Origin of the sequence: Yinghuangia sp. ASG 101, assembly GCF_021165735.1 — a bacterium.
Lineage (GTDB): Bacteria > Actinomycetota > Actinomycetes > Streptomycetales > Streptomycetaceae > Yinghuangia.
Map to the genome: position 1 here is coordinate 5,375,761 of NZ_CP088911.1, position 26,738 is coordinate 5,402,498.

23 protein-coding genes are annotated in these 26,738 nt (G+C 71.3%); 21 read left to right on the top strand and 2 right to left on the bottom strand.

Annotated elements, in window-relative coordinates:
• The first annotated feature begins 58 nt into the window (after window positions 1-58).
• The 12 genes from LO772_RS23105 (at window position 59) to LO772_RS23160 (ending at window position 13,731) form a co-directional block, all read left to right on the top strand.
• Window positions 59-988 (top strand): NAD-dependent epimerase/dehydratase family protein, encoded by a 930-nt coding sequence (locus tag LO772_RS23105; RefSeq protein WP_231773939.1) that lies wholly within the window; start codon window positions 59-61, stop codon window positions 986-988.
• Window positions 989-1,061: 73 nt separating this feature from the next.
• The gene (locus LO772_RS23110) at window positions 1,062-2,297 is read left to right on the top strand and encodes a glycosyltransferase family 4 protein (protein WP_231773940.1); all 1,236 of its coding nucleotides are present in this window, start codon (window positions 1,062-1,064) and stop codon (window positions 2,295-2,297) included.
• Complete coding sequence (locus LO772_RS23115) at window positions 2,287-2,943, top strand: acyltransferase (RefSeq protein WP_231773941.1); 657 nt, start codon at window positions 2,287-2,289, stop codon at window positions 2,941-2,943. The genes LO772_RS23110 and LO772_RS23115 overlap by 11 nt, the downstream gene beginning before the upstream one ends.
• Complete coding sequence (locus tag LO772_RS23120) at window positions 2,859-3,557, top strand: hypothetical protein (RefSeq protein WP_231773942.1); 699 nt, start codon at window positions 2,859-2,861, stop codon at window positions 3,555-3,557. The genes LO772_RS23115 and LO772_RS23120 overlap by 85 nt, the downstream gene beginning before the upstream one ends.
• 58 nt (window positions 3,558-3,615) lie before the next feature.
• Window positions 3,616-3,855, top strand: coding sequence for an acyl carrier protein (locus LO772_RS23125; RefSeq protein WP_231773943.1), 240 nt, complete (start codon window positions 3,616-3,618; stop codon window positions 3,853-3,855).
• Window positions 3,848-4,609 carry an SDR family NAD(P)-dependent oxidoreductase gene (locus LO772_RS23130; RefSeq protein WP_231773944.1) on the top strand — a complete coding sequence of 254 codons (762 nt, stop codon included), beginning with the start codon at window positions 3,848-3,850 and terminating at the stop codon, window positions 4,607-4,609. The genes LO772_RS23125 and LO772_RS23130 overlap by 8 nt, the downstream gene beginning before the upstream one ends.
• Window positions 4,606-6,063, top strand: coding sequence for an AMP-binding protein (locus tag LO772_RS23135; RefSeq protein ID WP_231773945.1), 1,458 nt, complete (start codon window positions 4,606-4,608; stop codon window positions 6,061-6,063). Before LO772_RS23130 ends, LO772_RS23135 begins: the two co-directional genes overlap by 4 nt.
• Complete coding sequence (locus tag LO772_RS23140) at window positions 6,060-7,181, top strand: LuxE/PaaK family acyltransferase (protein WP_231773946.1); 1,122 nt, start codon at window positions 6,060-6,062, stop codon at window positions 7,179-7,181. The genes LO772_RS23135 and LO772_RS23140 overlap by 4 nt, the downstream gene beginning before the upstream one ends.
• Window positions 7,178-8,464: an acyl-CoA reductase gene (locus LO772_RS23145; RefSeq protein WP_231773947.1), complete on the top strand. Its 1,287-nt coding sequence runs from the start codon at window positions 7,178-7,180 to the stop codon at window positions 8,462-8,464. Before LO772_RS23140 ends, LO772_RS23145 begins: the two co-directional genes overlap by 4 nt.
• Complete coding sequence (locus LO772_RS23150; RefSeq protein WP_231773948.1) at window positions 8,461-9,567, top strand: lysylphosphatidylglycerol synthase transmembrane domain-containing protein; 1,107 nt, start codon at window positions 8,461-8,463, stop codon at window positions 9,565-9,567. The genes LO772_RS23145 and LO772_RS23150 overlap by 4 nt, the downstream gene beginning before the upstream one ends.
• A 7-nt stretch (window positions 9,568-9,574) precedes the next feature.
• Window positions 9,575-11,665, top strand: coding sequence for a hypothetical protein (locus LO772_RS23155; RefSeq protein ID WP_231773949.1), 2,091 nt, complete (start codon window positions 9,575-9,577; stop codon window positions 11,663-11,665).
• A 140-nt stretch (window positions 11,666-11,805) separates the two neighbouring features.
• Window positions 11,806-13,731 (top strand): TIGR03960 family B12-binding radical SAM protein, encoded by a 1,926-nt coding sequence (locus LO772_RS23160; protein ID WP_231773950.1) that lies wholly within the window; start codon window positions 11,806-11,808, stop codon window positions 13,729-13,731.
• A 48-nt stretch (window positions 13,732-13,779) separates the two neighbouring features.
• On the opposite strand, the gene LO772_RS23165 is transcribed toward LO772_RS23160, so the two are convergent.
• Window positions 13,780-14,154: a hypothetical protein gene (locus LO772_RS23165; protein WP_231773951.1), complete on the bottom strand. Its 375-nt coding sequence runs from the start codon at window positions 14,152-14,154 to the stop codon at window positions 13,780-13,782.
• Window positions 14,155-14,290: 136 nt separating this feature from the next.
• On the opposite strand from LO772_RS23165, the gene LO772_RS23170 reads away from it, so the two are divergent.
• The 6 genes from LO772_RS23170 to LO772_RS23195 all read left to right on the top strand — a co-directional run bounded on the left by LO772_RS23170 (window position 14,291) and on the right by LO772_RS23195 (window position 19,610).
• Window positions 14,291-15,466, top strand: a complete 1,176-nt coding sequence (locus LO772_RS23170) for a helix-turn-helix domain-containing protein (protein WP_231773952.1) — start codon at window positions 14,291-14,293, stop codon at window positions 15,464-15,466.
• 299 nt (window positions 15,467-15,765) lie between these two features.
• Window positions 15,766-16,083: a hypothetical protein gene (locus LO772_RS23175; RefSeq protein WP_231773953.1), complete on the top strand. Its 318-nt coding sequence runs from the start codon at window positions 15,766-15,768 to the stop codon at window positions 16,081-16,083.
• A gap of 198 nt (window positions 16,084-16,281) precedes the next feature.
• Window positions 16,282-17,334, top strand: coding sequence for a radical SAM/SPASM domain-containing protein (locus LO772_RS23180; protein WP_231773954.1), 1,053 nt, complete (start codon window positions 16,282-16,284; stop codon window positions 17,332-17,334).
• A gap of 7 nt (window positions 17,335-17,341) precedes the next feature.
• The gene (locus LO772_RS23185; protein ID WP_231773955.1) at window positions 17,342-18,124 is read left to right on the top strand and encodes a phosphotransferase; all 783 of its coding nucleotides are present in this window, start codon (window positions 17,342-17,344) and stop codon (window positions 18,122-18,124) included.
• 105 nt (window positions 18,125-18,229) lie between these two features.
• A complete protein-coding gene (locus tag LO772_RS23190) occupies window positions 18,230-18,862 on the top strand; it encodes a cupin domain-containing protein (protein ID WP_231773956.1) in 633 nt (210 codons plus the stop codon).
• A 169-nt stretch (window positions 18,863-19,031) separates the two neighbouring features.
• On the top strand, window positions 19,032-19,610 hold the full coding sequence (locus tag LO772_RS23195) for an aldo/keto reductase (RefSeq protein ID WP_231773957.1): 579 nt from the start codon (window positions 19,032-19,034) through the stop codon (window positions 19,608-19,610).
• On the opposite strand, the gene LO772_RS23200 is transcribed toward LO772_RS23195, so the two are convergent.
• Complete coding sequence (locus LO772_RS23200; RefSeq protein WP_231773958.1) at window positions 19,590-19,841, bottom strand: hypothetical protein; 252 nt, start codon at window positions 19,839-19,841, stop codon at window positions 19,590-19,592. The two genes, LO772_RS23195 and LO772_RS23200, sit on opposite strands and share 21 nt — an antisense overlap.
• A gap of 800 nt (window positions 19,842-20,641) precedes the next feature.
• Here LO772_RS23200 and LO772_RS23205 point away from each other — a divergent pair.
• The 3 genes from LO772_RS23205 to LO772_RS23215 all read left to right on the top strand — a co-directional run bounded on the left by LO772_RS23205 (window position 20,642) and on the right by LO772_RS23215 (window position 26,616).
• Complete coding sequence (locus LO772_RS23205; protein ID WP_231773959.1) at window positions 20,642-21,910, top strand: hypothetical protein; 1,269 nt, start codon at window positions 20,642-20,644, stop codon at window positions 21,908-21,910.
• A gap of 176 nt (window positions 21,911-22,086) precedes the next feature.
• Complete coding sequence (locus LO772_RS23210) at window positions 22,087-22,893, top strand: TIGR03936 family radical SAM-associated protein (protein WP_231773960.1); 807 nt, start codon at window positions 22,087-22,089, stop codon at window positions 22,891-22,893.
• A 177-nt stretch (window positions 22,894-23,070) separates the two neighbouring features.
• Window positions 23,071-26,616, top strand: coding sequence for an Rne/Rng family ribonuclease (locus tag LO772_RS23215; protein ID WP_231773961.1), 3,546 nt, complete (start codon window positions 23,071-23,073; stop codon window positions 26,614-26,616).
• Window positions 26,617-26,738: the final 122 nt, after the last annotated feature.

Consider the following 26,738-nt stretch of genomic DNA (forward strand, 5'->3'; position numbering starts at 1 on the left):
GCCGCGCCCGGCCGCCCGGGCCCACCCACCGAACAGCGCCACCCACGAGGAGTCCAGCGTGTCCGTCCCCACCGTGTTCTTCTCCGGCGGTGCAGGGTTCATCGCGAGCCACACCATTCCGATCCTGCTCGAACGCGGCTACCGGGTGCGCATCTTCGACAACATGCTGCGCGGCGACCGGGCCCGCGTGGAGGAGTTCGCCGCGACCGGGCGGGTCGAGCTGATCGAGCAGGACGTGCGCTACGGCGGTGCGGTGCACCACGCGATGAAGGGCTGCACGCACGCGATCCACTTCGCGACGGTGTCCATCAACAAGAGCGTCGCGGACCCGTACGAAAGCCTCGACATCAACGTCACCGGGAACCACAACGTCTTCGCCGCCGCGGCCGACCACGGCGTGCGGCGCCTGGTGTTCGCGTCGTCGGCCTCGGTGTACGGCGACCCCGAGACGCTGCCGATGCGCGAGGACGACCCGCTCGACCCGCTCACGCCGTACTGCATCAGCAAGCGCATGGGCGAGGACCTGCTCGGCTTCTACCAGCGCACCAAAGGGCTCTCCTGGCTGGCGCTGCGGTTCTTCAACGTGTACGGCGAGGGCCAGCGGATCGAGGCGTACTACACGTCGGTGATCAACACCTTCCTGCACCGCATCCGCTCCGGCGAGCCGCCGGTGATCGACGGGCGCGGCGACCAGTCGATGGACTTCGTGCACGTCACCGATATCGCACGGGCGGTTGCCGCGGCGCTGGAGGCCGAGCGCGACAACATGCCGATCAACATCGGCACCGGCATCGACACGTCGATCGCCCAACTGGCCAAGATCCTGATCGACGCCGTCGGGGCGCGCATGGAGCCGCGCTTCAACCCGCGTGACGTGCTGGTGTCGCGGCGGGCCGCGGACATCGGCCGGGCGCGCGAGGTGCTCGGCTGGGAGCCGCTGGTCTCGGTCGAACGGGGCATGGCCGACCTGGTGCGCGAGGGGGACTGACCGCGGGAGACCCCAGCGCCTCCCCGGCAGCACCCCCCGACCGCAGCCGTTCCCCGCGAACCGAAGGCCCGCCGTGCGTATCGCCGTCGTCAACAACTTCTTCCCGCCGCGCGTGGGCGGGAGTTCGCACCTGTCCGCCGCCCTGGCCCGGGAGTACGCGGCCCGCGGCCACGAGGTCGTGGTGCTCACCACCGCCTACCGGGGGGCACCCGCGTACGAGATCGCGGGCGGGATCCGGATCCACCGGCTGCCGGCCTTCACGATGCCGAAGCTCGGGCTGTCGATCGACTTCGACATCACGTTCGCGAGCGGGCGCCGCAACCAGCGCCGCGTCAGCCGGATCCTGGACGCGTTCCGGCCCGACGTCATCCACCAGCACGGGCAGTTCCTCGACCTGACCTGGCTCACCGGGCGCTACGCGCGCAGGCGCCGCGTCCCCGTGCTGCTGTCGGTCCACACGCGCCTGGAGAGCCCGCGTGCCGTCTACGCCAAGGCGTTCTCCGCGATCGACCGGGTGTTCCTGCGCCGCGTCCTGCGCGGCTACGCCCCGCGCTTCGTGATCATGGACGAACTGATGGAGACGTACTGCGCCGACCGCTACGAAGTGGCGCCGGACCGGTTCGACCACATCCCCGTCGCGGTGGACACCACGCGGTTCGACGCCCTGCCCACCCGCGACATCCGGGCCGAACTCGGCCTGGGCGACGGGCCGTTGATCGCCTCGGTGGGCCACGTCATCCCGCTGCGCGACCGCCGCCTGCTGATCGACGCGCTGCCGGCCGTCCGCGACAAGTACCCCGACGCCAAGCTCGTGATCGTCGGCACCGTCTACTACGACGCGTTCCTCGAACGCGCCCGCGAACTCGGTGTCGGGGACGCCGTCGTGTGCGTCGGCGAGGTGCCCGCCCAGGACGTGCCGGCCTACTTCGCCGCCGCCGACATCGAGGTCCACGACCTGTCCGGCGGCGGCTGCGGCACCGCGAGCCTGGAGGCCATAGCGGCCGGCTGCCCGACCGTCGTCGCGGTGCGCGAGACCAACTTCCCCGGCATCCGGCTGCGCAACTGGGAGAACTCCGTCCTCGTGTCCCACCGCGACCCCGACGAACTGGCGCGCGCCCTGATCCGGTTGCTCGACGACCCGGACGAACGCGCCGCCATCGCCGGACGGCAGCGGGAACTGGTACGCGAGCACTTCACGCTCGACCGGGTCACGGAACAACACCTGGAGGTGTTCGCCGGAATGCTCGGCCGACCGCCCGGCCCCGCCCCCGCGAGCCCTTCGGCCGAGGGGACCGCCGATGTTCCTTGATGACGAACGCAGCCGCCGGCTGCGCCCCGGCATCCTCACCGACCTCGTCGGCCAGTACATGAACGACCGGGAGCGCGCCGCGCTGCTCGGCCTGCCGCCGACCACCCGGATCCGCGAGCGCGCCAAGGTCGTCGACCGCGAGCGCCTGGAGATCGGCGACCACTGCTGGATCGGCGAGGGCGCCGTGCTCGACGCCAGCGGCGGCCTCAGCATCGGCGAGCACACCAGCATCGGCCCGAACGTCCTGATCTTCACGCACTCCAGCTGGCTGGCCAACATGACGCTGGCCAACCACACGGGGTCGGATCTCAACCAGCACAAACCGGTCCGCATCGGCAAAGGCTGCTTCATCGGCGGCAACAGCGTGATCATGCCGGGCGTCGTCATCGGCGACTTCGTCACCGTCCAGCCGCTCTCCACGGTGACCAAGGACCTCCCGGACCGGTCCCTGACCGCCGGCAACCCCGCGCGGGTCATCCGGCGGATCGACGCCGAGTACGTCGAGGCCGAGGTACGCCGGGTCCGCGCGGCGGCGGAAACCCCCGATAGTCAGGAATCAGCGTGTCCAACCGCATCCACCCCACCGCTGTCGTCGGCGACGGCGTCGTCCTCGGAGACGGGAACGTCGTCGGACCGTACAGCGTGATCCTCGGGCCGTGCCGGATCGGCGACGGGAACTGGATCGGCCCCCACGTCTCGATCGGAGCCGCGGCCGAGTCGCGCGGCGGACCGCACCCCGTCGCGTGGGACGGCGAACTCGACGGTGAGGGCGTGGAGATCGGCGACCGCAACTACCTGCGCGAGTACGTGACCGTGCACCAGGGCACCAAGCGCCCGACCCGCATCGGCGACGACTGCTACCTGCTCACCCGCAGCCACGCCGGGCACGACGTCGCGCTCGGCGACGCGGTCACGCTGTCGTGCTCCGCACAACTCGGCGGCCACACCGAGATCGGCACGTACGCCAACATCGGCATGAGCGCCGTGCTCCACCAGTTCAGCCGGGTCGGCCCCGGCGCGATGATCGGCATGGGCGCGTGCGTGCGCCGTGAGATCGCGCCGTTCACCATCGCGGTCGGCAACCCGGCCCGCGCCGTCGGGGTCAACGAGATCGGCCTCACGCGCTGCGGCGTGAACGGAGACGCCGCGGCGGCGATGGCCGAGTACGTCAAGGGCCGCGGCGCGGTGCCCGACGGCCTCCCGGACGACATCGCGGCGCTGCTCACCGCATGGGAGCGGTCCACACCGGCCCCCGCGTGACGCGGCCCGACACCACCGACCACGACCGACGAACCGGCAAGGGCAGCAAGGGAGACGCATGTCCACCAAGGAACGGCTGAAGAGAGTCTTCGCGCAGGCGCTCGACCTCGAACCCGGCACCAGGATCGAGGAGTTGCGCTACCGCGACATCGACAAGTGGGACTCGCTCGGGCACATGGCCCTCGTCGCCGCGATCGAGGACGAGTTCGCGGTGCAGTTCGACACCGACCAGGTGATCGACATGAGCGCGTTCAAGGTGGCGTACGACATGCTGCGGGAGATGGGCCTCGGTGACTGACCTCCCCGACATGCCGCTGCATGAACGAATCTGCGTGGTGACCGGCGGCACGCGCGGCATCGGCCTCGCCACCGCCCACGCCCTCGCCGCCGCCGGGGCGACCGTCGTGCTGACCGGGCGCGACGAGGCGGTCGCCAAGGAGCGCGCCGCCGAGGTCGCGTCCGAGCACGGCACGCGCGCCGCCGGGCACGGCGTCGACATCACCGACACCGCCGCCGTACGCGCGCTCTTCGCCTCCGTCGCCCGCGAACACGGCACCGTCGACTGCCTGGTGGCCAACGCCGGGGTGTTGGAGGACGCGCTGATCGGCATGATCCGCGACGACCTCGTCGACCGCATGCTCGGTACCAACGTCGCGGGCACGCTCGCCTGCCTCCAGGCCGCCGCCCGCGTCATGATGCGCAAGCGCCGCGGTGCGATCGTGCTGCTCGCCTCGATCGTCGGAGAACGCGGCAACGCGGGCCAGAGCGCGTACGCCGCCTCCAAAGGCGCGGTCGCCGCCCTCGCCAAGTCGGCCGCGAAGGAACTCGGGCCGCACGGCATCCGCGTCAACGCCGTCGCGCCCGGCGTCATCCGCACCGACATGATCGCCCACCTGCCCGACGACGTGATCGCGGAGCGCGTCGGCGCCACGCCGCTCGGCCGCGTCGGGACCGCCGACGAGGTCGCCCGCGTGATCCGCTTCCTGTGCGGCCCCGACGCCGACTTCGTCACCGGCCAGATCCTCGGCGTCGACGGGGGACTGGTCCTGTGACGCGGCCGGCCGACGCGGCCGACCGGCCCCGGACACACCCGCCCGGCCGCGCCGCCCTCGCCGGACTCCTCGTCGCGGACGGAGCGGCGCTGCTCGACGCGCGCTCGAGCGCGCGCCTGGCCGGCGATGAACTCACGCGGTGCGTCGGGGAGTCCGCCGAGACGATGGCGGATCTTCCGGACGGCGTGGTGTTCGCGCTCACGCCCCTGGACATCCCCGGGGTCCTGCGCTACCTCGGCGCGCTCACCGCCGACCGCCCCGTCCTGCTCCTCGACCCCGCGCTCGACCACACCACCCTCGAACTCCTCATCGCGCGCTTCCGCCCCGCCGCCGTCACCGGGGCCGACGGGCCGACACCGCCCGGCTACCGCGCCGCGGCACCCGCCGGATGGGTGCGCGTCGACCCGGCCGGCACCACCCCCCACCCCGCGCTCGCGGTCCTGCTGACCACCAGCGGATCGACCGGAAACCCCAAACTCGTCCGGCTGTCCGCGTCCGCCGTGCTCGCCAACGCCCGGTCGATCGCGTCCGCCCTGGCGATCGGCCCCGACGAGGTCGCGCCGACCAGCCTGCCGCTGCACTACAGCTACGGGCTGTCGGTGCTCAACAGCCACTTCGTCGCCGGTGCGACCGTGCTCCTCGAACCCAACGGCGTGCTGTCGCGCACGTTCTGGGAGGCCATCGACGAGCACCGCGCGACCAGCTTCGCGGGCGTGCCGTACCACTACGAGATGCTGCGCCGCATCGGGTTCGCCCCCGAGGACCACCCCGCGCTGCGCACCCTCACCCAGGCCGGCGGGCGCCTGCGCGGCACCCTCGTGCGCGACTTCGCGGACCGCATGGTGCGCGCCGACGGTCGACTCGTGGTGATGTACGGGCAGACCGAGGCGACCGCGCGCATGGCCGTCCTGCCGCCGGACCGCCTCGCCGACAAGCTCGGCACCGCCGGACTCGCCGTCCCGGGAGGCGAGTTCGCCATCCGCCCCTTCGAACAGCCCGCCGGGGACGGCGCATCGGACGGGGACGCCGGCGAAGTCGTCTACACCGGGCCCAACGTGATGATGGGGTACGCGGAGCACGAGGACGACCTCGCCCGGGGCGACGACCTCGGCGGCGTCCTCGCCACCGGCGACCTCGGCCGCCTCGACGGCGAGGGCTTCTTGACCATCACCGGCCGTCTCAAGCGCATCGGCAAGGTCTTCGGCACCCGCGTCAGCCTCGACGACCTCGAAGACCTGCTGCGCGGCCACGGTGTCGCCGCCGCGGTCCCCGGCGACGACCGGATCATCGTGTGGCTCGAAGGCGCCGACGCCGAGCGCTGCCGCGAGGCCGGACGCGCGCTCGCCGCGCGCCTGCGCGTCCACGCCTCCGGGTTCGACGTCCGCGGCCTGCCCGCACTGCCGCTGCTGGCCAGCGGAAAAATCGACTACCGAGCCCTGGAGGCCGCCGAATGACCGAGCAAGGCTTCGTCTTCGGCCGCACCCAGGCGCGGCGCGAGACCGAGCTGCTGCCCGAGCTGCACCGGCTGACCGCGCATCACCGCACCCACTGCCCCGCGTACGACCGCGTCCTCGCCGCGCTCGGCACCCCGCCCGGCGACCCCGGCGCCACGATCGCCGAACTCCCGTGGCTGCCCGTCCGGTTGTTCAAGCACCACGACCTGGTCAGCGTGCCCCGCGACGAGATCTTCAAGACCCTCACGTCGTCGGGCACCACCGGCGCGGAGGTCTCGCGGATCCACCTGGACCGGGCCGCCGCGGCCGACCAGAGCCGCGCGCTGGCCCGCACCCTGCAGGCGGTCCTCGGCAGCCGGCGCCTGCCCATGCTGATGGTCGACACGCCCTCGGTGGTCAAGGACCCCCGGACGTTCTCGGCCCGCGGCGCCGGCGTGCTCGGCATGGCCGCGTTCGGCCGCGACCACGCCTACGCCCTCGACGCGGACGGCCGGCCCGACCCGGACGCGGTCCGGAACTTCCTCGCCGCACACGGCAACGCGCCGTTCCTGATCTTCGGCTTCACCTCCCTGGTGTGGCAGTACCTCTACGAGGTCGCCGCCGAGCACCGGTTCGACCTCTCCCACGGCGTCCTCGTGCACTCCGGCGGCTGGAAGAAACTCGCCGAACGCGCGGTCGACAACGCGACGTTCCGCGAGAAGTTCGCCGCCGACACCGGCCTGACCCGCATCCACAACTACTACGGCATGGTCGAGCAGATCGGCACGGTCTTCGTCGAAGGCCCCGACGGCGACGCGCTGTACTGCCCGGACTTCGCCGACGTCGTGGTCCGCGACCCGCACACATGGCGCGAACAGCCGGTCGGCACACCGGGGGTGCTGGAGGTCGTGAGCACCCTGCCCCGGTCGTACCCGGGCCACGTCCTGCTCACCGAGGACCTCGGCGTCGTCCACGGCGTCGACGACGGCCACTGGCCCGGAAAACGCTTCTCCGTCCTCGGCCGCCTGCCCCGCACCGAGGCGCGCGGGTGCAGCGACACCTACGTCCCGCCGGAGCCCCCTGCCGCGCCGGGTGGTTCGGCCCCGTCCGCGAACCCCCGAGGGGAAGAAGCCGCATGATCGTCCGTCAGCGCTTCCCGGCCGGCCCCGACCGGGAGGTGTCCGACCTCCTGGCCGACATGTCCGGCGACGTCCCGGACGGCCCGCTCACCGTCGGGGACCCGAGGGTCGCCGACTTCCTCGCCGCGTTCGGCCGCGCCCTGCTCGACCCCGCACTGATCCGCCGGCATCCCGAGCTGGCACCCCTGGGCTTCTTCCTGCGCCGCGCCGAACTCGACGCGCAACTCGCGCGGCTCGCGGCCTCGGACGCCGGGGCGGACCCCGGCGCGGAGACCGGCGCCCGCGTGCTGCGCTTCCCGCGCGGGCTGGTGTTCCACATTCCCCCCGCGAACGTCGACACGATCTTCGTCTACGCCTGGGCGCTGGCCGCACTCACCGGCAACCGCAACATCGTGCGCGTCTCGCCGCGTTCCGGGGCCGCCGCCGAACGCGTGCTCGACCTGCTCGCCACGGCCCTCGCCGAGGCCCACCCCGCCCTCGCGGCGACCCAGCGGATGATCACCTACGACCGCGACGACCGCGTCACCGAAGCCCTCTCCGCCGCGTGCGACCTGCGCGTGGTGTGGGGCGGCGACCACTCCGTCGCCGCCGTGCGCCGCACCCCGCTGCCGCCCGCGGCCCGCGACCTCGTCTTCCCCGACCGGTCCTCGTTCGCCGTCCTCTCCGCCGCCGCGTGGCTCGCCGCCGACGACATCGACCGCGACCAGGCGGCTCTCGGCCTGTACAACGACAGCTACTGGTTCGACCAGGCCGCGTGCGCGTCACCCCGCGCGCTCTACTGGGTCGGCGACCCGGCACTCGCCGCCGAGGCCAGGCGCGACCTCTTCCACCGGCTGGCCGAGCTGATCGCCGCGCGCGGCGGGGCACCCGAGCCCGCCATGGCCGTGCACAAACGCGTCGCGGCGTACGGCGAAGCCGCGCGCGGACGCGTCACCCGCATGGCCTTCGCCGCCGACGAAGCCCTCGCGGTGCTTGACCTCGCGGACCCCCATGACGCCCCCCGCGACTGGCTCGGCGCGGGCACCTTCCCGACCGCGACCGTCGCGCGGCTCACCGACCTCGCCCCCATACTGCGCCGCCGCGACCAGACGCTGTCCCACTTCGGCTTCACCCGAGCGGAACTCGCCGAGTTCGCCCACGCGGCGGGCGGTCGCGGCATCGACCGCATCGTCCCGATCGGCGCCGCGCTCTCCTTCGCCCCCATCTGGGACGGCTACGACCTGCCGCACGAATTCACCCGCCTGACCACCGTCACCGCCCGCACCGCGCAGGCCCGGCGGTGACGGGACCGGGCAAGCCGCCGGCGGACACGGCGGCGCACAGCCCCGCCAAGGACGGCGCACCGGCCGCGCGGTCGCGGACCTGGACGCGCCGGTTCACGCGCGTGGTCGCCTGGCTGCGCCCGGTGCTGCTCGTCGCGGCGGTCGGGGGCATCGCGTACATCGTCCTGCGGCACTGGTCCGAGGTCGCAGCGACGCTGCGCGAACTGCCCTGGTACGCCGTCGCGTTCAGCGGTGTGCTGATCATGGTCGGGATGGTCGCCGGAACGCTCGCGTGGCAGGCGGTCGTCGACAGCATGGGCAAGCCGATCGGCCTGCGCAAAGGCGCGCAGATCCAACTCGTGAGCCAGCTGGGCAAATACGTGCCCGGGTCGGTGTGGAGCTACGTCCTGCAACTCGAACTCGGCCGCAAGGCACGGGTTTCGCGCGCGCGGCTGTTCACCGCGTCGCTCCTGCACGTCGCCGTGTCGGTGGTCGTGTCGCTGCTGCTCGGCATACTCGCGCTTCCGGTGCTGCTGTCCGACGCGCCCAACGCCGCATGGCTGTTCGTCCTCCTGCCGGTCGGCTTCGTGATGCTGCACCCGCGATTCCTGGCCGGGGCGGGGCAGTTCACGCTCAAGCTGCTCAAACGCCCGCCGGTCAGGCTGCGGTTGACGTGGGGGACCGTCGGGAGGACGGCGGGTCTCGCGGGGCTCGCGTACGTGCTCTTCGGCCTGCACCTGTGGATCCTCGCGCGGGCGGTCGCTCCCGCCGACGCGGGCACGCTGCTGCTGTGCGTGGGCGCCATCTCGATCGGACTCACGTGCGGCGTCTTCGCGTTCGTCCTGCCGTCCGGCGCGGGCGTCCGCGAGATCGTCATCGTGGCCTCGCTGGCCAGTGCCATGCCGCGCGGCCAGGCGGTCGCGCTGGCCCTCGTGTCGCGGCTGCTGTTCACCGTCGCCGATCTGCTGTGCGCCGCCGTCGCGGCGCTGCTGGCCCGGCGCCTGCTGCGGGAGGACGACACCGCCGACGTAACGTCGGGTCGGGCGGACGCGCAGCCGGACTCCGAGGGCGGTCCCGCGGCCGGAGCCCCCGAGCCGCCCGCCCGTGAACAGGGGGCGCGTTGAGATGCTGATGACCGCCGACGAGCGTTTTCCGGGTGCGCAATGGGCGGCGCTGCGCGGGGGGTTCGCCCGCCTGCCGCGCCTCGTGCGCGTCCTGGTGCTGATCGCCTGCGCGTGGCTGCTGCCGCTGGTGACGCATGCCCTGGGCATCGACGTGGTGCTGCCTGTCGCGATGCTCCTCGCGGTCGCGTCGCTGCTGCGGGCCGGCGGGACTCTCCTCGACCGGCTGATGCTCGCGGGAGGTCTGCTGCTCGGCTGCCTGCTGTGCGCCGGCCTGCTGTTCTCGCTGTGGCCGTGGGGCCTGGCACCGGTGCCCGTCGCCGGGACGATGCTGACCGGCGTGGTGCTGGCCGCCGCGGCGATCGGGCGCGGGCCGTCGCTGCCGCGGCGCGTGCTCGGCAGCGACGTGCTCGTGCTCGGCTCCGGCGTCGCGGCGTGGCTCGTGGTCGCGTGGCCGACGCTCGGCGCGCGCTTCGCCGACCAGCTGGCGTTCTTCCCGGTCAACCGGACGGGGGACCGCCTGCGGCACTACAGCATGTTCGACGCCATCCACCACATCGGCGGGTACACGTTCCTCGACGTCTCCGCCGCCGAGCCGTACCTGTCACCCGGGTTCGCCGAGCAGTACCCCAACGGGACGGGCTACCTGTACGCGCTCGCGGACGTCTTCGTCCGCTCGACGACCGACCCGGGTGCCGCGAACGGCGAATTCCGGCGCTACTACTGGTACACCGTGGCCGGGTACGCGCTGCTCGTCCTCGCGGTCGTGTGGGCGGCCCGCTGGGTGGCCGGGCCGATGCTGGCCGGCTGGCGGCGCGCGTTCATCCTCGCCGCGGTCGGCGCGTTCCTCGCCACGGGGATCATGCTGTCGCTGTTCTGGCAGGGCTTCGACTCCGAAGTGCTCGGCCTGCTCATGCTGGTGCTCGGTACGGCCGCGCTCGTGCGCTATCCGGACCGGCCGGGCGAACAGACGCTGGTCGTCGCGGCGTCCGCGGTCGGCGTCGCCTTCACGTATCCGCTCTACCTGGCGTCGCTGGGGATCGGCGCGCTGATCGTCCTCGCGCTGAACCGCCGCCGGTTCCGGCCGGCGTGGCGGCGCGTCTCGGTGGTCGCCGGGGTGGGGACGGCGGTGGCGCTGGTGGCGGTGGCCGCACCGCATCTGGCCGGTTCGCTCGACGAGAGCGACCACCTGCTGGTGGACGGCGTGATCCTGCCCTTCCCGCGCACGGTGATACTCGCGTTCGGTGCGCTGCTGCTGGTCGCGTACGGTCTGCGCCGGGTCCGCCGGTCGCCCGCGCTGTGCGCGATGGGCGGGCAACTGGTCGCGGGCGCGGCGGTGGTCGTCGGGATCGCGCTGTACCAGTGGGCGACGGTCGGGAAGACGTCGTACTACCTGGAGAAGGTCGTGCACGCGTGGGTGCTGCTCGTGCTCGTGGGCGCGGGCGCGGTCGGGCTGCTGCTGCGCGGCGAGGCCCTGCACGCGGCGGTCGGCGGAGGCGTGCGGGCGCGGGCCCGGCGCGTGGGGACGGCCGTCGTCGCGGCGGGCGCGGCGGTGCTGGTGGCGGGCGGAATCAGCTGGGGTTCCCCGGTGTTCGTGTGGGGGCGGCCGGGCGCCGACACGACGTGGGGGACGCTGTGGGCCAAGGGCATGATCATCTCCAGCGACGGGCGCGAGATGCGGAGCATGTACCACGCGGGCATGCTCGGCGACGGCGTCCCGACCCTCGTCGTCGCGTCACCGGGCGGGTGGGACAACGCGATCACGAGCATGCAGGTCGCGGTCATGAACCACCAATTCCGCGCACTTCAGGACCTGGTCGCCGGCATGCCGAAGATCGGCGCGCCGGAGTTCGACCCGAAGAGCGGCGCCGATCCCCTCAACGCGGTGACGCTGCGGTGGACCGACAACCTGGCCGCGTTCATCCCGCATACCGGGGAGGCGTTCCGCGTCGTCGTCTTCGACGCGGCAGAGGCCCGGCGGCTCCAGGCGGCGGTCGACGCCACCCCGGGGTCGCGGGTGGAGATCGTCCTGTTGTCCCCGAGCGGTGGGCGCGTCCCGATCGACACGTTGGCGGCGGACGCGGGGCATGCGGCGGGCTGACGGACCGCCATGACCGTCGGTGACGATGTGTGTACTTGTATGACCGGTCTCGGGGCTTCCGGCAGACGTTAAGCTGGGAGGCTGATCCGCCTTCGCCCGTCCGGGCGTCCCCCCCCAACCCCCGCCGGAGGCCGTGCACCATGCCCGTCGAGTCGGTGTTCCCGCGCCTGGAACCGCTGCTGCCGCGCGTGCAGAAGCCCATCCAGTACGTCGGCGGCGAGCTGAACTCGACCGTCAAGGACTGGGACGCGGCGGCGGTCCGCTGGGCGCTCATGTATCCGGACGCGTACGAGGTCGGCCTGCCCAACCAGGGCGTCATGATCCTGTACGAGGTGCTCAACGAGGTCGCGGACGTCCTCGCCGAGCGGACGTACGCGGTGTGGCCGGACATGGAGAAGCTCATGCGCGAGCGCTCCGTCCCGCAGTTCACCGTCGACGCGCACCGGCCGGTCGGCGCCTTCGACGTCTTCGGCGTCAGCTTCTCGACCGAGCTGGGCTACACCAACCTGCTCAACGCGCTCGACCTGGCCGGCATCCCGCTGGAGTCCCGCGACCGCACCGACGACCACCCGATCGTGCTGATCGGCGGGCACGCGTCGTTCAACCCCGAGCCGATCGCCGACTTCATCGACGCGGTCGTGGTCGGCGACGGCGAGCAGGCGGTGCTCCAGATCACCGACATCATCCGGGCGTGGAAGGCGGAGGGGCGGCCCGGAGGACGCGATGAGCTGCTGTTCCGCCTCGCGGCCACCGGGGGCGTGTACGTCCCGCGCTTCTACGACGTCGACTACCTCGACGACGGCCGCATCCAGCGCGTGGCGCCGAACCGCTCGGGGGTGCCGTGGCGGGTGTCGAAGCACACCGTGATGGACCTGGACGAATGGCCGTACCCCAAGCAGCCGTTGGTGCCTCTCGCGGAGACCGTGCACGAGCGCATGTCGGTCGAGATCTTCCGGGGCTGCACGCGCGGATGCCGCTTCTGCCAGGCCGGCATGATCACGCGCCCGGTGCGCGAGCGCAGCATCACCGGCATCGGCGAGATGGTCGAAAAGGGCCTGAAGGCCACGGGTTTCGAGGAGGTGGGCCTGCTGTCCCTCTCCTCCGCCGACCACAGCGAGATCGCGGACGTCGCCAAGGGCCTCGCGGACCGCTACACCGAGGACAAAATCGGCCTCTCCCTGCCCTCGACCCGCGTCGACGCGTTCAACATCGACCTGGCCAACGAACTGACGCGCAACGGCCGCCGCTCCGGCCTGACGTTCGCCCCCGAGGGCGGCAGCGAGCGCATGCGCAAGGTCATCAACAAGATGGTCAGCGAGGAAGACCTGATCCGCACGGTCGCGACCGCCTACGGCAACGGCTGGCGTCAGGTCAAGCTCTACTTCATGTGCGGCCTGCCCACCGAGACCGACGAAGACGTTTTGGAGATCGCGGAGATGGCGAAGAAGGTCATCGCCAAGGGCCGCGAGGTCTCCGGCAACCGCGACATCCGCTGCACGGTCTCGATCGGCGGCTTCGTCCCGAAACCTCACACCCCGTTCCAGTGGGCCCCGCAACTCGACCCGGAAACGACGGACGCCCGCCTCCAGAAACTCCGCGACGTGATCCGCGCCGACAAGCAGTACGGCAAGGCGATCGGCTTCCGCTACCACGACGGCAAGCCCGGCATCGTGGAAGGCCTGCTGTCCCGCGGCGACCGCCGCGTCGGCCGCGTCATCCGCGCGGTCTGGGAGGACGGCGGCCGTTTCGACGGCTGGAGCGAGCACTTCAGCTACGAACGCTGGATGCGCTCCGCCGAGAAGGCGCTGGCCGACGAGCCGGTCGACGTCGCCTGGTACACCACCCGCGAGCGCGACTGGAACGAAGTCCTCCCCTGGGACCACCTCGACTCCGGCCTGGACAAGGACTGGCTGTGGGAGGACTGGCAGGACGCGTTGGACGAGGTGGAGGTCGAGGACTGCCGCTGGAACCCCTGCTTCGACTGCGGCGTCTGCCCCCAGATGAGCACCGAGATCCAGGTGGGCCCCACCGGCAAGAAGCTGCTGCCGCTGTCGGTCGTGAAGTAACTCTCTTCCGCTGGGCAGGACGAGGAACTTGAACTCGCCCTGCCCAGCTCAGAGTTGACCCACAGCGACGGTCTCGATCGCCTCGAAAATGTCCGCGTCGGTCAACTGCTGCCACTCGGGAAGATCAGGCCAATCGGCGACATAGCCCGGTTTCGGATCCTCGAAGTGCTTGAACATCTGCGCGACCCAGCACGTCGCCACGAAGCGCCCTTTTTGTTCTCGTGTGAGCCTGCCCGCGTGCCCACCGCTGATCTCGATGAGTTGACGGACCTGCTCATAGACGGCCCCCGCCGCCTCCCGCTCCCACTGCGGCGTCTCGTCCCACGGAACGACGTACCCGGCCTTCGGCTCCCCGGGAAAGTGCCGACGCACCCCCGCGATCCAGGCCTCCCGAAACAACCGAGCGCCTTCGATCTGTGACATGCGGCTTCCTCTCGTGATGACGACGCTTCGCGAGAAGTATGAACCACTTTGTGGGACTGAGTTGTTGGCGAAGACCCTTCGCGAGGGTTGCCTGCGTGCTTGAGTGGATAGGCAGCCCCACGGGAAGGCTTCAGGCATGGGTGCGAACATCGGCGAACAACTCCGGGATGTACGCAAGCGCCGGGGTTTGACGCAACGGGAACTGGCCGAACTGTCAGGCGTGTCCCTGTCGTTGATCCGGAAGTTGGAGCAGGGGGAGAAGTCGGATACGCGTCTGGAGACGGCGCGGAAGCTGGCGACGGCTCTTCGCGTGCCCACCACGCGCCTGATGACAGACAGCCGGGAAGATGCTGCAACGCAGGAGACGGTCGATCTGTGGGAGCCCGTCCGACAGATGCTTGTGGCGCACTCCGAAGATAAGGACCTCGAAGAACCGACGGTTGAAGGTATCGGCTCGTCGTTGCGCGCGGTGTTGCGGCTGTTGTCGAGCAACCGCCTCACCGATCTTGGCGCAGTCCTCCCCGCACTCCTGCGTGATGCGGAGGCGCTGGACAAGCGTGAACCGGGTGAGCGCGCGTTGCGCGCGACATTGATGCATGTGACCGGGCGGCTCCTGACCCAGACCCGGCAATTCGATGCCGCCGAGATGGCTCTTGAAAATGCGCTCGACGCATCTGTGGATCGCCTTCAGGGCGCAGCGGCTGCCAACACCCAAGGCTGGCTTCTTCTGCGTCGCGGACGACTTGCGGAGGCCCGCGCGTTGGCTACCGAGTGGGCGGATGCGACCGAGCCCCGCATGTCCAAAGCCACATCGGACGACCTGAGGGCGTGGGGGTGGTTCCTGTTGCGTGTGTCTGCGGCCGGCATCCGCGACAACCGCCCTGGTGAAGCGGAGGACTCACTGAGGCTGGCCCGTGCGGCGGCCGTCGCCATCGGGCGCGAATATGCGCCCCATGGGACTTCGTTCGCTCCCTTCGGACCCGTGACTGTCGCGATGAAGCATGCGGAGAACGCGATGATCGCCAACCGGCCGGACCGGGTGCTTCAACTGGCTTCCCGGATCCCGCTGGACCAAATGCAACCCAGCACGAACAACCGAAACAGGCACCTACTCGATGTCGCAGACGCGCATGCTCGAATGCGGCAGTTCGCCGAATCAGTCGAGGTTCTTCAGAAGGTGCAGGCCGCAGCTCCTGAATGGCTTCCACACCAGCGCTACGCCCGAGACATCATGGGGCGCATCGTCGCCGGTCGGCGCTCGCTGACGCCGGAGATGCGGACTCTCGCCGATACGGTCGGACTGCCCCTGTAACCCCCCCGTAGCACTTCGCAGGCACAAGCAAACGAAGTGCCATTGAACCCTTTTCTCCCTGCTCCGTAGCGTTGCTTGCATGACGGGTAGTGATCACACACAGCCGTACGCGTACCGACGCGAGGCATGACCATCGCGAATTACCGCGTCGATCCCGAAACGGGTGAACGAACTCCCCGTGAGGTGACGACGTACGCACCCAGCGGGCTTTTCGACGCGTGCCGGCTGAGCCTTACCTCGTCGGCGTGGCCTCCGTGCGCGTGTCCAAGGTGCCAGGCACGGCCGGGAAGACAAAGCACGTGAGCGGCAATCTCACCGGTGTCGCCGTGCTGCCGCTGATGCCGGAGGCACTGGCTCAACTTCCGTACCCCGAACGGTCGTTGGAGATCATATTTGCCCGCGCTGCCATCGAACAGCCCGATGGCAGCCACCTCGTCGGCCCACTCCATCTCCGAACATCCCCCATGGAAGCGGCGGTTCTGGCCCTCGCCATCCAAGACACCATCACCGTAACCGCCCTCGCCGAGGCCCGCCGCCTCCGCGAACACGGCCACACGAGTGCGGACACCGGCGTTCTCACCCGCGTGCTGTCCGGTCTTCGTGAGCTGAAGATCTGAGCACTCACGCAATGACAAACGGTGGCTTGTGCGGCCGCACTCGGTTGTCTCGCAGAACGAATTCGATCGCGCCCGGCGCGCACTCCGTCAGCGTTGGGCGGAAGAAGCCGCTCGCGCTGGAGAGTTCCGCACGGCCGACCCAAGCACCCTGATGTCGGCCATTGAATCGCTGCCCCGACCGAGCCTCAAGGGCTCCGCATGACCGAGTACAGCGAGGCTGTGGCTCGACGCGAGGCGGCCGAAGAGCGCATCAGGGTCGCCAAGGCAGCCTACGCAGAAAGGAGGGAGACCAAGGACTACCGCCTCTGCGGTTGGGGGACGACACCAGCGAGACCGCCGTTCCATGCCGCAAGGCCCCGTAATCCAACTCATCGGGAGGAACGGGAAATGACGGTTACGTTCGACGCGCAAGCACCCGCACGCCTGAGTGACATCGAGAGCCTGTCGCTCGACCTCACGCGCAAGTGCCAACTCGCTTGCACCCATTGCTACAACGCGTCCGGCCCCGACGGTAGGCACGGGACGATGAGCCGCGCGGACTGGCTCAACCTGGTCGACGAGGCCGCGGCCTACGGTATTCGCGACCTCCAGCTCATCGGCGGTGAGCCAACACTGCACCCCGACGCGGCCGACATCGCCAAGCGCGCGCTCGACAACGGCCTGACCGTGGAGGTCTACTCCAACCTCGTCCACGTGACCGGGGAGTGGTGGGAGGTCTTCCGGATCGATGGCGTGCGCGTCGCAACCTCCTACTACGGAGCCGACGACGACACGCACAACCGCGTCACAGGCCGCCCCTCACGCGCCCGTACCGAAGCGAACATCGTCCGGGCCCTCGCCTTGGGCATCCGGCTGCGGGTGGGAATCGTCCGAATCCACGAGGACCAGGACGTTGAGGCTGCGGTCCGACACCTGAACGACCTCGGCGTGCGAGACATCCGCGTGGATGATCAACGTCCCCTCGGTCGGGCCGGCAACAGCACCGACCCGGCTGCCCTGTGCGGTCGGTGCGGAGCGGGCCGCGCCGCAGTCGGCCCGGACGGGACCGTGACGCCCTGCACCCTGGCACCATGGATGCGCGTGGGGTCCATCCACGACGCACCGTTGGCCGACGTGCTCAACGGGGAAGTCATGGCTGATGCGCGCCGCTCGATTCGCGACGCGGCGATGTCGTCCAAGCCGAAGCGGTGCGACCCCAACACGGAATGCACGCCCGGCTTCCCTGGAAGCGAATGCGACCCGAGGAACTGATCACCGAGTGGACACCATCGAAGACCTCCCGGCCCTGCTCGATTTGGTCGCGTCGCACACCGGTCCCGTGGGCCGCTACACGCCGGCCCCCTCCGGGAACATGTCCGACGCGCTCTTGCTCGTCGAGTCCGAGGCTGGGAGGTTCTTCGTCAAGGGCATGCGCAACAGCCCCGGGGGTCGCCTCGACTCCCTCGATCGCGAACTGACCGTCAATAGCCACCTGGACGGCATCGCGCCACGCTTGGTGGCAACGCTGCGTGATGCAACGTGGGCAGTTGGCGTGTTCGACTACATCGACGGGGCGCCCGCAGACCTGAAGACCCCGGACGGCGCGCGCTGTCTCGCGCGGCTGATCGACCGGGTTTCGGATCTTCGACTTCCCGTCGAGCTGGACTGGCCCGAGACGAGATGGGACCGCTTCTGCGAGACCCCGGAGCTGCTGCGTGGGCGAACGATCTGCCACGGCGACCCGCACGGCAACAACGTGATCATCGAACGCGCCAGCGGTCGCGCGTACCTGGTCGACTGGGCATGGCCCACTCTGGCGGCTGGATTCATTGACGCGGCTCTGCTGGCCAATCAGCTCATCTGCGCTGAGCACTCCCCCCAGGAGGCGGAGGCGATCGTCAGCGATATCCGGGGCTGGCGGAACGCAGACCCGAAGGCGGTCGATGCGTTCCTCGTGGCGAACGTCCGCATGATGGAGGAGCGTTACGCCAGGACCGAGGCCCCCTGGATCAAAGCTGTGCTCGACGGATGGCGCGAATGGCTGGGCTACCGGATGCCATAGATCCAGTCTCGCCCAGACGACAAGAAGCCCCCTAGCCATCAGGCCAGGGGGCTTCTTGCGTTTCATCAGCGAATCGGGAAGGGCACACTTTCCGCCGGGGACGTCATGCACATCCCCCGCGGCTACTGGCACCGGGCCACCCGCGCCGACTGCGGCGACGGCCTCAGCTTCCACGCAACGTTCGGGTTCACCCGGCGAACCGGTGCCTCCTGGATGGAGTACCTGGCCGAATGGTGCCGGGACGACCCGCGGTTCCGGCGGAACCTCGAACGCGCGATGTCCTCCGATCAGGTGCTCCAAGTGCGGGGACTCATCGACGCCGCCGCCACGCTGGCCGCCGAACGCACCCCGCTGCACTATCTGGACCAGTACCCGCTGGAGACCACCCAGGCCCGGCAGGTCCCTTACCTGTCGACGTTCGGCCCACTGGAAGCGGTGGTCTGCACCACCCCGTTCCCGCCTCGTATCACCGTCGCGGACGGGCGAGTCGCCCTCGCAGCCGTAGGCAAGCGGCTGACCCTCCCCGGTGCGGCCGAGGACGCCGTATGGCCGCTCCTGAGCGGCCACCCCGTGAAGCTCGGCACGAACGTTGACGGGCCCACCCAGGGCCTGGCGGAACTACTCGTCCGGGAGGGCCTGTGCTCGCCGTTGACCCCCGAGTTGTCCTCGGGCTACACCGATCTGGTCACCGACGCGACACCCTCGAAGGTGCCCTTGACGCAGGCATCGACGGCCTAGACACGGCCTTTAGTTACGCGGGCTTCGCATCACACACGATTCTCGCGAGCACGGTGCCGGATGTGCTTGCCCGGTTCAGCATCTCGACCAAGGTCGGCTACCTGCCCGGTGGCCGTCACACGTTGGGGCCGGAAGCCTTGCCCGCCGCGATCTCGGCCGCGAGCCCGACGTGATCTTGCTGCACAATCCGGAGCAATCCCTCCGCGGGGTTGTGGCAGCGCAAGCGAGCGAGGTATTTGCCGCAGCATGCACAGTGCTGCACGACGCGGCTGCGGCCGGCATGTGCCACAACTGGGAAGCAGCGTCGTGGGACACGCGGCCCCTCCTGGACCTGGGCCGGGTCGGTCCCGTGCCCGGGGTGGTGATGGTCCGGGCGGGCCTGCTCGTCCCGATCGATGTCCTTGACGCCTCGGACGTACTGATGGATGGGTGGGGTATTGCTCCGGAGCACCGTTGGGGCATGAGCCCCTTCGGTCGTCAGCCTCGCGCCCCGCTGTGGGACCAAATCCTCGACCCGTGCACATTCTTGAGAGACGGCGACGGCCTGACTCGGCTCGAAGGAGCATTCCGGGTCGCTTACAACCTGCCCGACGTCGCAGCGGTGGCCGTCGGATCGGACAACCCGGCACACCTCAGAGGTCTGGTGTCGTCCCTCAAGAGCACGCCGAACCTCGGGCACCTGGATGCCTACGGGGACGCGCTCCGCGAGCGAATCCGAAGTCGTTCCCTACCGGACGGCGAGGGCTGACGCCGCCGCGTGTCGGGCGGGGCCGTAGAGGGGGTCGTCGTCCGATCCGTAGGCGATGACCTTGGCGAGGGTGAACAGCCGCATCACACGACCGTCATCGCTCTCCAGATCCTCCCGACGCTCCGCCCACACGCGCGCGGCCAACGACGGCACCGCGAGCGAATCCCCCCACAGCGTTGGCGCGTCCAGCCCTTCGGGCGCCAAGCCCCAGTCTTCCCAGTCGAAAATCATGCAGGCGGGTCCGGCGACGTTCGCCCAGTTCAGATCAGCATGCGCCGCTCGCCATGTCCGCACTGACATGTCACCGGCCTCCGGGAACGAGTGGTGGAGAGTATTCGGCACGTCCATGAACGCGTTGCGCGTTCAGCCCACCACCAGGATCGCGACGCCCGGCTACACCCGGCGAACTGTCGGTGGATCACAAAACGCAGGAACATCGAGCACATGCGCAAGGCTTGGGATGATGACCTTGACCAGCAGCTTATCGCTGAGGCCAAGCGCCGTAGGGTAGGTCCCTACGATCTCATTGCGGAAGCTGTGCGGGCGCACCTTGCTTCCGGGGGTAGGGCAGCCCCAGTTCGGTGCTGTCCTTCTCCTTATTTGTAGGGCTGCGTCCATCTGCGCGCAGATGGACGCGGCGATCCAGGTGGCCCCACCGGCAAGAAGCTGTTGCCGCTGTCGGTCGTGAAGTAGCGTCGCGGCCCGGTCGGGCGACGAGCGCTCGCGGTCTCCTCGCGCCCGGCGCGGAGTCGGCGCCCGGTGGCCCGGCGAAGGGCGGAGGTCGCCGGGCCGACCGGGGGACTGCCGCTGACGGACCGGCGACAGCGTGTGCTCGGCCGCGCCCGGCGGCCGCCCGGGCCCCCGGTATCCGCAAAAGTGCGAAGACCGCGAAAATGGGCGGGATTTGGGGTCCTCGTGGCGAACGGGCCGACCTTAGCAAGGCGAAGCGGTGTAGCGTGCCCGGTTTGTGACCGCAACCGGGGGTGCCGGGAGGTACGTCCCAGTCGACAACTGAGCCTTCGGGAGGCGACGTGCGTGACGTGCCCGCGCAGAGTGGCGCCGATCCGGGGCGACACGAGGAGTCGCCGCCGGACGCGCGTCCCGCCGAGCCGGGAGACGCGGGCGGCCGGGTGCCTCGGGGCAGGTCCTCGATCGCGTGGGAGAAGTTGCCGCGTTCCGGGGGGCGCGCGGGCGACGAGCCCCGGCTGGTGGGGTTCGACAAACCGGCCGAGGAGCCGGCCGCCGCGGACGAACCCCCGGGCGCGCCCGGGTGGTTGCTCTGGCCGGTGCGGATTCTCGCGTTTGTCTTCGTCCTGCCGTTCCAGCTTCTGCGCACGGCGCTTGTCGCGATATGGGCGGCGATTCGTATCGCCGCGCGTGCCGTGGGGCAGGTGCTGGCCTGGCCGTTTGTCCAACTGTGGCGCGGATTGCGGTGGTTGGGCCGGGTGCTCGCGGGGCCGCTCAGGGTTCTCGGGCGGGTGCTGGCGTGGCCCTTCCGGATGCTGTGGCGCGGATTGTGTGCGCTCGCCGCCGGGATCGGCTGGTTGCTGGGCGGGCTCGGGGTCGCCGTGCGGTGGCTCGGGCGCGTGGTCGCCTGGCCGTTCGTGATGCTGTGGCGCGGGATCGCCTGGCTCGGGATACACACCTGGGCCGTACTGGCCGTCCTCGGGCGTCTCCTCGCCTGGCCGTTCCTTCAACTCATGCGTGGTTTGCGGAGATTCGGCCCCTGGCTCGGCAACCTCCTGGCCTGGCCGTTCGTGATGCTGTGGCGAGCGCTGTGCTGGTGCGGGCGGGTATTGCGTGAGCCCGTCGCGTGGGCCGGGCGGGCGCTGCGGGCCGTCGGTCGCGGGATCGGGTGGCTCGTGCGGGGGCTCGGCACCGTCGTGGCCTGGCCGTTCGTCAAGCTTTGGCAGGGTTTGGCATGGGTCGGGCGCCTGCTGCTCGCGGGTCTGCGGCATGTGGGTAGCGCGATTTCGTGGGCGGCCACCCGCTCGTGGCGGTTCCTGCGGTTCCTCGGCCGGATCCTGGCGTGGCCGTTCGTCGTGGTCTGGCAGCATGTCGTCCGTCCCGCCGGTCGGGCGGCGCGTACCTCCATGGGGTGGGGCAAACGCGCCGTGACGCGCGTGTTGCGCTGGCTGACGTGGCCGTTTGTCGCCGTCTACCGCGCGGTGCTCACCCCGATCGGGCACGCGGTGCGGTCCGCGGCGCGGGCGACACGCCGGGCGGCGGCCGAGACGCGGGCGAGTATCCGCCGGACCCTGGCCGATGTGCGGCGGTCGCTGGGCCGGGGCGGTCGCTGACGCCAGGGCCATGGGTCCCCGTACTCTGGGGGGAGAGCCTCGCGCTCGCCCACGGTCGACCGGCACCACGCGTCGGAGCCGAGGGCACGCGACCGCCGCTCGCCCACGTGACGCACCACCTGTTCTGTCTTTGCTTGTTCGCACTATTTGAGGACTGAGTAGCCCTGGCCCGCCGAATGCCCGAAGGACCGCCGCCCGCACCGGCCGTCCAGAAACTGCGTCTGCGCTACGCCAAGCGCGGGCGCCTGCGATTCACCAGCCACCGCGATTTCCAGCGCGCGTTCGAGCGCGCCCTGCGCCGTGCCGACGTACCGATGGCGTACTCCGCCGGATTCACGCCGCACCCCAAGGTCTCGTACGCGGGCGCGGCCCCCACCGGTGTCGCCAGCGAGGCCGAGTACCTGGAGCTTTCGGTCGCGCGCCGCTGCGAACCGGTCGATCTGCGTCGGCGACTCGACGCGTCCCTGCCCCCCGGCCTCGACGTCCTCGACGTCGTCGAAGCCGCGCCCGGCAATCTCGCCGAGCGATTGCAGGCCTCCGTGTGGGAGATCCGGCTTCCGGAGGTCGACCCGGAGGTCGCGCGCAAGGCGGTCGACGCGTTCCTGGGTGCCGAGGCCGTCGAGGTCGAGCGCATGACCAAGAACGGCAAACGCACCTTCGACGCCCGCGCGGCGGTCGCCCTGCTGGACGCGCGCGCATCGTCCGATGACCGGATTGACGCAGGTCATCAGGGTGTCGATGGGAGTGCCGACGCACCCTGTGCGATACTGCGATTGGTTGTACGGCACACTACGCCCGCCGTCCGACCCGACGACGTTCTGTCCGGTCTTCGCCTGGTCGCCGACCTCGCGCCGCCCGTACCCGCCGCGGTGACTCGCTTGGCGCAGGGGCCGCTCGACACCGTGACCGGAGCGGTGACCGATCCGCTCGCACCCGAGCATGCGGTGACCTCGACGGGGAACGAGGAACGGCAGCCGGACTGACCGCGGACCGGAGCACGGACCGCCGTCGACGCCTCGGCCCGGAACGACCGGGCCTCTGGGGCGCATCCGACAGACTTTCGCCAGCCCCGCCCGGTGCGGAGCCGGCGAGTGAGAGACGAGCTTCCGTGCGGCGCCCGTAACTGGAGCGCCCGGAAGCGTGACGGGAGACCGACCCGCATGCTCGACAACGAGCCGAACGGTGCGGCGTCCGATGACGCCCAGCCGCATGACACCGCCACATCCAACGACGCCGCGACAGCCTCGGACACGGGTACGCCCGCCGCTCCGGAGGCCGCGGCCACGACACCCCCGCGTCGCCGCCGCCGTGCCGCGAGCCGGCCGGCCGGGCCCCCGAAGGTGACGGCTGAGGACCCCGCGGCGGCACCGGCCGCCGAGGAGCCGGCCGCCGACACCGAGGTCGCCCCGGAGCCCGACGCCGACGTGGTCCCGCCGGAGGAGGCGCCCGCCGAGGCGGTCGGCGCCGACGACGAGACCCCGGACGACGGCGCCGACACCCCGGAGGCCACCGCCGAGGCCGAGCCGGAACCGGAGCCCGCGCCCCGGCGCACCCGGCGTACGCGCAAGCGCGCCGTGGCCGCCGAGCCGGAGCCCGAGCCCGCCGACGAGACACCCGCCGCCGACGAGACACCCACGAGCGCGCCGGAGGCGGACGCCGAGCCCGCACCCCGGCGTACGCGGCGTACGCGCAAGCGCGTGACGGCCGAGCCGGAGCCCGAGGCGGCCCCGCAGGAGGCGGCCAAGGGCGAGACCGCGCCGGAAAGCGCGGCGGAACCGGAGCCCGAGCCCTCCGCCCCCACGCGCCGCGTGGCGCCCGCGATCTTCCAGCCGCTGTTCCAGGCCCCGCAGGCCCCCGAGACCCGGGCGCCGCGCTTCACCGTGTCCGAGCCCGCCCCCGGGGCCGAGACAACCGGGCCCGAGCCGCGCGCGGAGCAGGACGAAGCCGACGAGGCCGCCGAGGAGCCCCGCACCCGCCGCCGTCGTACGCGCCGCAACCCGGCCGCCGAGGCCGCCGCGAGCATGTCGGGCGTGACCGTCGCCGAGCCCGGTACCCCGCAGCCGCCGCAGGAGGCCGACACCGAGCCCGACAGTCAGCCCGACACCGAGGAAGCCGACACCGAAGCCGACGCCGAGGAGGAGTCGGGCGACCGCCCGACCCGCCGTCGCCGCCGCGGTGGTCGCCGCCGCCGTGGCCGCGGCGACGCCGAGCGCGCCGAGGGCGAAGGCGACGAGGGCGCCGAGGACACCGACGAGGAATCCGAGACCGCCGAGGCCGAGGAAGGCCACGACGACGAAGACGGCGGCGCCACGACGACCCGCCGTCGCCGCCGTCGCCGCCGCCGTGCGGAAGGCGACGCCGAGGCCCCGGGCGCCGACGACCCGGAGCGGACCGTCGTCAAGGTGCGCGAACCCCGGTCGCGCCGCGCCGAGCGCGACGACGACGCCGCGGGCGACGGCGTGCAGAGCGTCAAGGGCTCGACGCGCCTCGAAGCCAAGAAGCAGCGCCGCCGCGAGGGCCGTGAGCAGGGCCGCCGGCGCGTCCCGATCATCACCGAGGCCGAGTTCCTCGCGCGCCGCGAGGCGGTCGAGCGGGTCATGGTCGTCCGGCAGACCGGCGAGCGCACGCAGATCGGTGTGCTGGAGGACGGCGTGCTGGTCGAGCACTTCGTCAGCCGCACGCAGGACCAGTCCGGGTACGTCGGCAACGTCTACCTGGGCAAGGTGCAGAACGTCCTGCCGTCGATGGAGGCCGCCTTCGTCGATGTCGGCAAGGGCCGCAACGCGGTGCTGTACGCCGGCGAGGTCAACTTCGAGGCGGGGGCGCCGCGCCGCATCGAGGCCGTGCTCAAGAGCGGCCAGTCGGTCCTGGTGCAGGTCACCAAGGACCCGATCGGCCACAAGGGCGCCCGGCTGACCAGCCAGGTCTCGCTGCCCGGCCGCTACCTGGTGTACGTGCCCGAGGGCACGATGACCGGGATCAGCCGCAAGCTGCCGGACACCGAGCGCGCGCGGCTCAAGAGCATCCTGAAGAAGATCGTCCCCGACGACGCCGGCGTCATCGTCCGCACCGCGGCCGAGGGGGCGAGCGAGGACGAACTGGCCCGGGACGTCGCACGCCTCCAGGCGCAGTGGGAGGACATCAAGAAGAAGGCCGCGACCGCGAACGCGCCGGCGCTGTTGTACGGCGAGCCCGACATGACGGTCCGGGTGATCCGCGACATCTTCAACGAGGACTTCTCCAAGCTCGTCGTCTCCGGCGACGAGGCCTGGGACACGGTGCACGGGTACGTGTCGCACGTGGCCCCGGACCTGGCGCCGCGTCTGTCGAAGTGGACGAGCGACGTCGACGTGTTCGCGACGTACCGCATCGACGAGCAGCTGATGAAGGCGCTCGACCGCAAGGTGTGGCTGCCGAGCGGCGGTTCGCTGGTCATCGACCGCACCGAGGCGATGGTGGTCGTCGATGTCAACACCGGCAAGTTCACCGGTCAGGGCGGCAACCTCGAGGAGACCGTCACCCGGAACAACCTGGAGGCGGCCGAGGAGATCGTGCGGCAGCTCCGGTTGCGCGACCTCGGCGGCATCATCGTCATCGACTTCATCGACATGGTCCTGGAGAGCAACCGCGAGCTGGTGCTGCGGCGCCTGCTCGAATGCCTGGGCCGGGACCGTACGAAGCACCAGGTCGCCGAGGTCACCTCGCTCGGGCTGGTGCAGATGACGCGCAAGCGCGTCGGGCAGGGCTTGCTGGAGGCGTTCTCCGAGACGTGTGAGAAGTGCAACGGGCGCGGAGTGCTCGTCCGCATGGACACGCCGGAGCCCAAGTCGAGCGGGTCCGGCCGCCGGCGTCGCGGCAAGGGCGGCAACGCCAACGGCGCGGCCGAGCACGTCCACGAGGAGCCGGTCGAGACGCCCGCCGCCGAGGAGGCCGAGCCGGTCGAGGCCGCGGAGCCCGTCGAGCCGGTGGAGGTCGTCGTCGCGGAGGTTCCCGAGACCGGCGGTGCGGTCGAGGAGATCGGGATCGTCGAGACGCCGGAACCGGTCGCGGCGGCCGAGTCGGAGTCCCCGGTTGTGACGGAGGCCGAGGCGGAGGTTGTCGTCGTCGTTCCCGAGACGGCCGAGGTGGTCGAGCGGGTGGAGACGGCGTCGGAGGTCGAGGCGGCGGAACCGGTGGCGGAACCGGCCTCGGAACCCGCCGCGTCGGAGGCCCCGGCCGGTACGGAGCCCGCGGTGACCGCGGAAGCCGGGCAGGCCGCCGAAGGCGTGGCTCCGGAGGCCGCTGCCGCGCCCGGGGCCGCACCGGAGGAGGCCGCCGCGGAAGCCCCCGCGGAAGCCGCCACGGAGGCGCCGAAGAAGGCGGCCAAGCGCGCGCCGCGCAAGACGGCCGCGAAGACCGCCGCCAAGAAGACGGCCGCGAAGAAGACCGCGGCGAAGAAGACGACGGCGAAGCGGACGACGCGCAAGACGGCGGCCTCGGAACCCGAGGCGCCTCCCGCGGCGGACGCGGACGCCGGGGCGGCCCCCGGCGGGCCCGAGCCGGCGGCGGAGCCACCCGCCAAGCCGCGCAAGACCGCCCGCAGGGCGACCCGTCCGGCGGGCGCGCCCGCCGGGGGGTCATCCGACCAGCCGGCCGCCGATTCGGCGGACGGCGGAACGCCCGAGCCCGCCGAATCGGTCGGTGCCGGGGCGTCGTCGGGGCAGTGAACCCGGGGCGTTCCGGGAGGTGGCCGGAGGCGGACCGCCGACGTGCGCCGTCGGCTGTGCGGCCCCCGGCCACCCGGTTTGACCTGGGGAGGACGGGGTCCGTAAGGTTGACCCTCGGCATG

What these genes read in the sequence shown, in the direction of transcription:
- LO772_RS23180 (WP_231773954.1), top strand. Translation starts at nt 16,282, where the DNA reads ATGACCGAGTACAGCGAGGCTGTGGCTCGACGCGAGGCGGCCGAAGAG.
- LO772_RS23125 (WP_231773943.1), top strand. Translation starts at nt 3,616, where the DNA reads ATGTCCACCAAGGAACGGCTGAAGAGAGTCTTCGCGCAGGCGCTCGAC.
- LO772_RS23115 (WP_231773941.1), top strand. Translation starts at nt 2,287, where the DNA reads ATGTTCCTTGATGACGAACGCAGCCGCCGGCTGCGCCCCGGCATCCTC.
- LO772_RS23190 (WP_231773956.1), top strand. Translation starts at nt 18,230, where the DNA reads ATGCACATCCCCCGCGGCTACTGGCACCGGGCCACCCGCGCCGACTGC.
- LO772_RS23145 (WP_231773947.1), top strand. Translation starts at nt 7,178, where the DNA reads ATGATCGTCCGTCAGCGCTTCCCGGCCGGCCCCGACCGGGAGGTGTCC.
- LO772_RS23215 (WP_231773961.1), top strand. Translation starts at nt 23,071, where the DNA reads ATGCTCGACAACGAGCCGAACGGTGCGGCGTCCGATGACGCCCAGCCG.
- LO772_RS23165 (WP_231773951.1), bottom strand. Translation starts at nt 14,154, where the DNA reads ATGTCACAGATCGAAGGCGCTCGGTTGTTTCGGGAGGCCTGGATCGCG.
- LO772_RS23140 (WP_231773946.1), top strand. Translation starts at nt 6,060, where the DNA reads ATGACCGAGCAAGGCTTCGTCTTCGGCCGCACCCAGGCGCGGCGCGAG.
- LO772_RS23200 (WP_231773958.1), bottom strand. Translation starts at nt 19,841, where the DNA reads ATGATTTTCGACTGGGAAGACTGGGGCTTGGCGCCCGAAGGGCTGGAC.
- LO772_RS23155 (WP_231773949.1), top strand. Translation starts at nt 9,575, where the DNA reads ATGACCGCCGACGAGCGTTTTCCGGGTGCGCAATGGGCGGCGCTGCGC.
- LO772_RS23160 (WP_231773950.1), top strand. Translation starts at nt 11,806, where the DNA reads ATGCCCGTCGAGTCGGTGTTCCCGCGCCTGGAACCGCTGCTGCCGCGC.
- LO772_RS23170 (WP_231773952.1), top strand. Translation starts at nt 14,291, where the DNA reads ATGGGTGCGAACATCGGCGAACAACTCCGGGATGTACGCAAGCGCCGG.
- LO772_RS23210 (WP_231773960.1), top strand. Translation starts at nt 22,087, where the DNA reads ATGCCCGAAGGACCGCCGCCCGCACCGGCCGTCCAGAAACTGCGTCTG.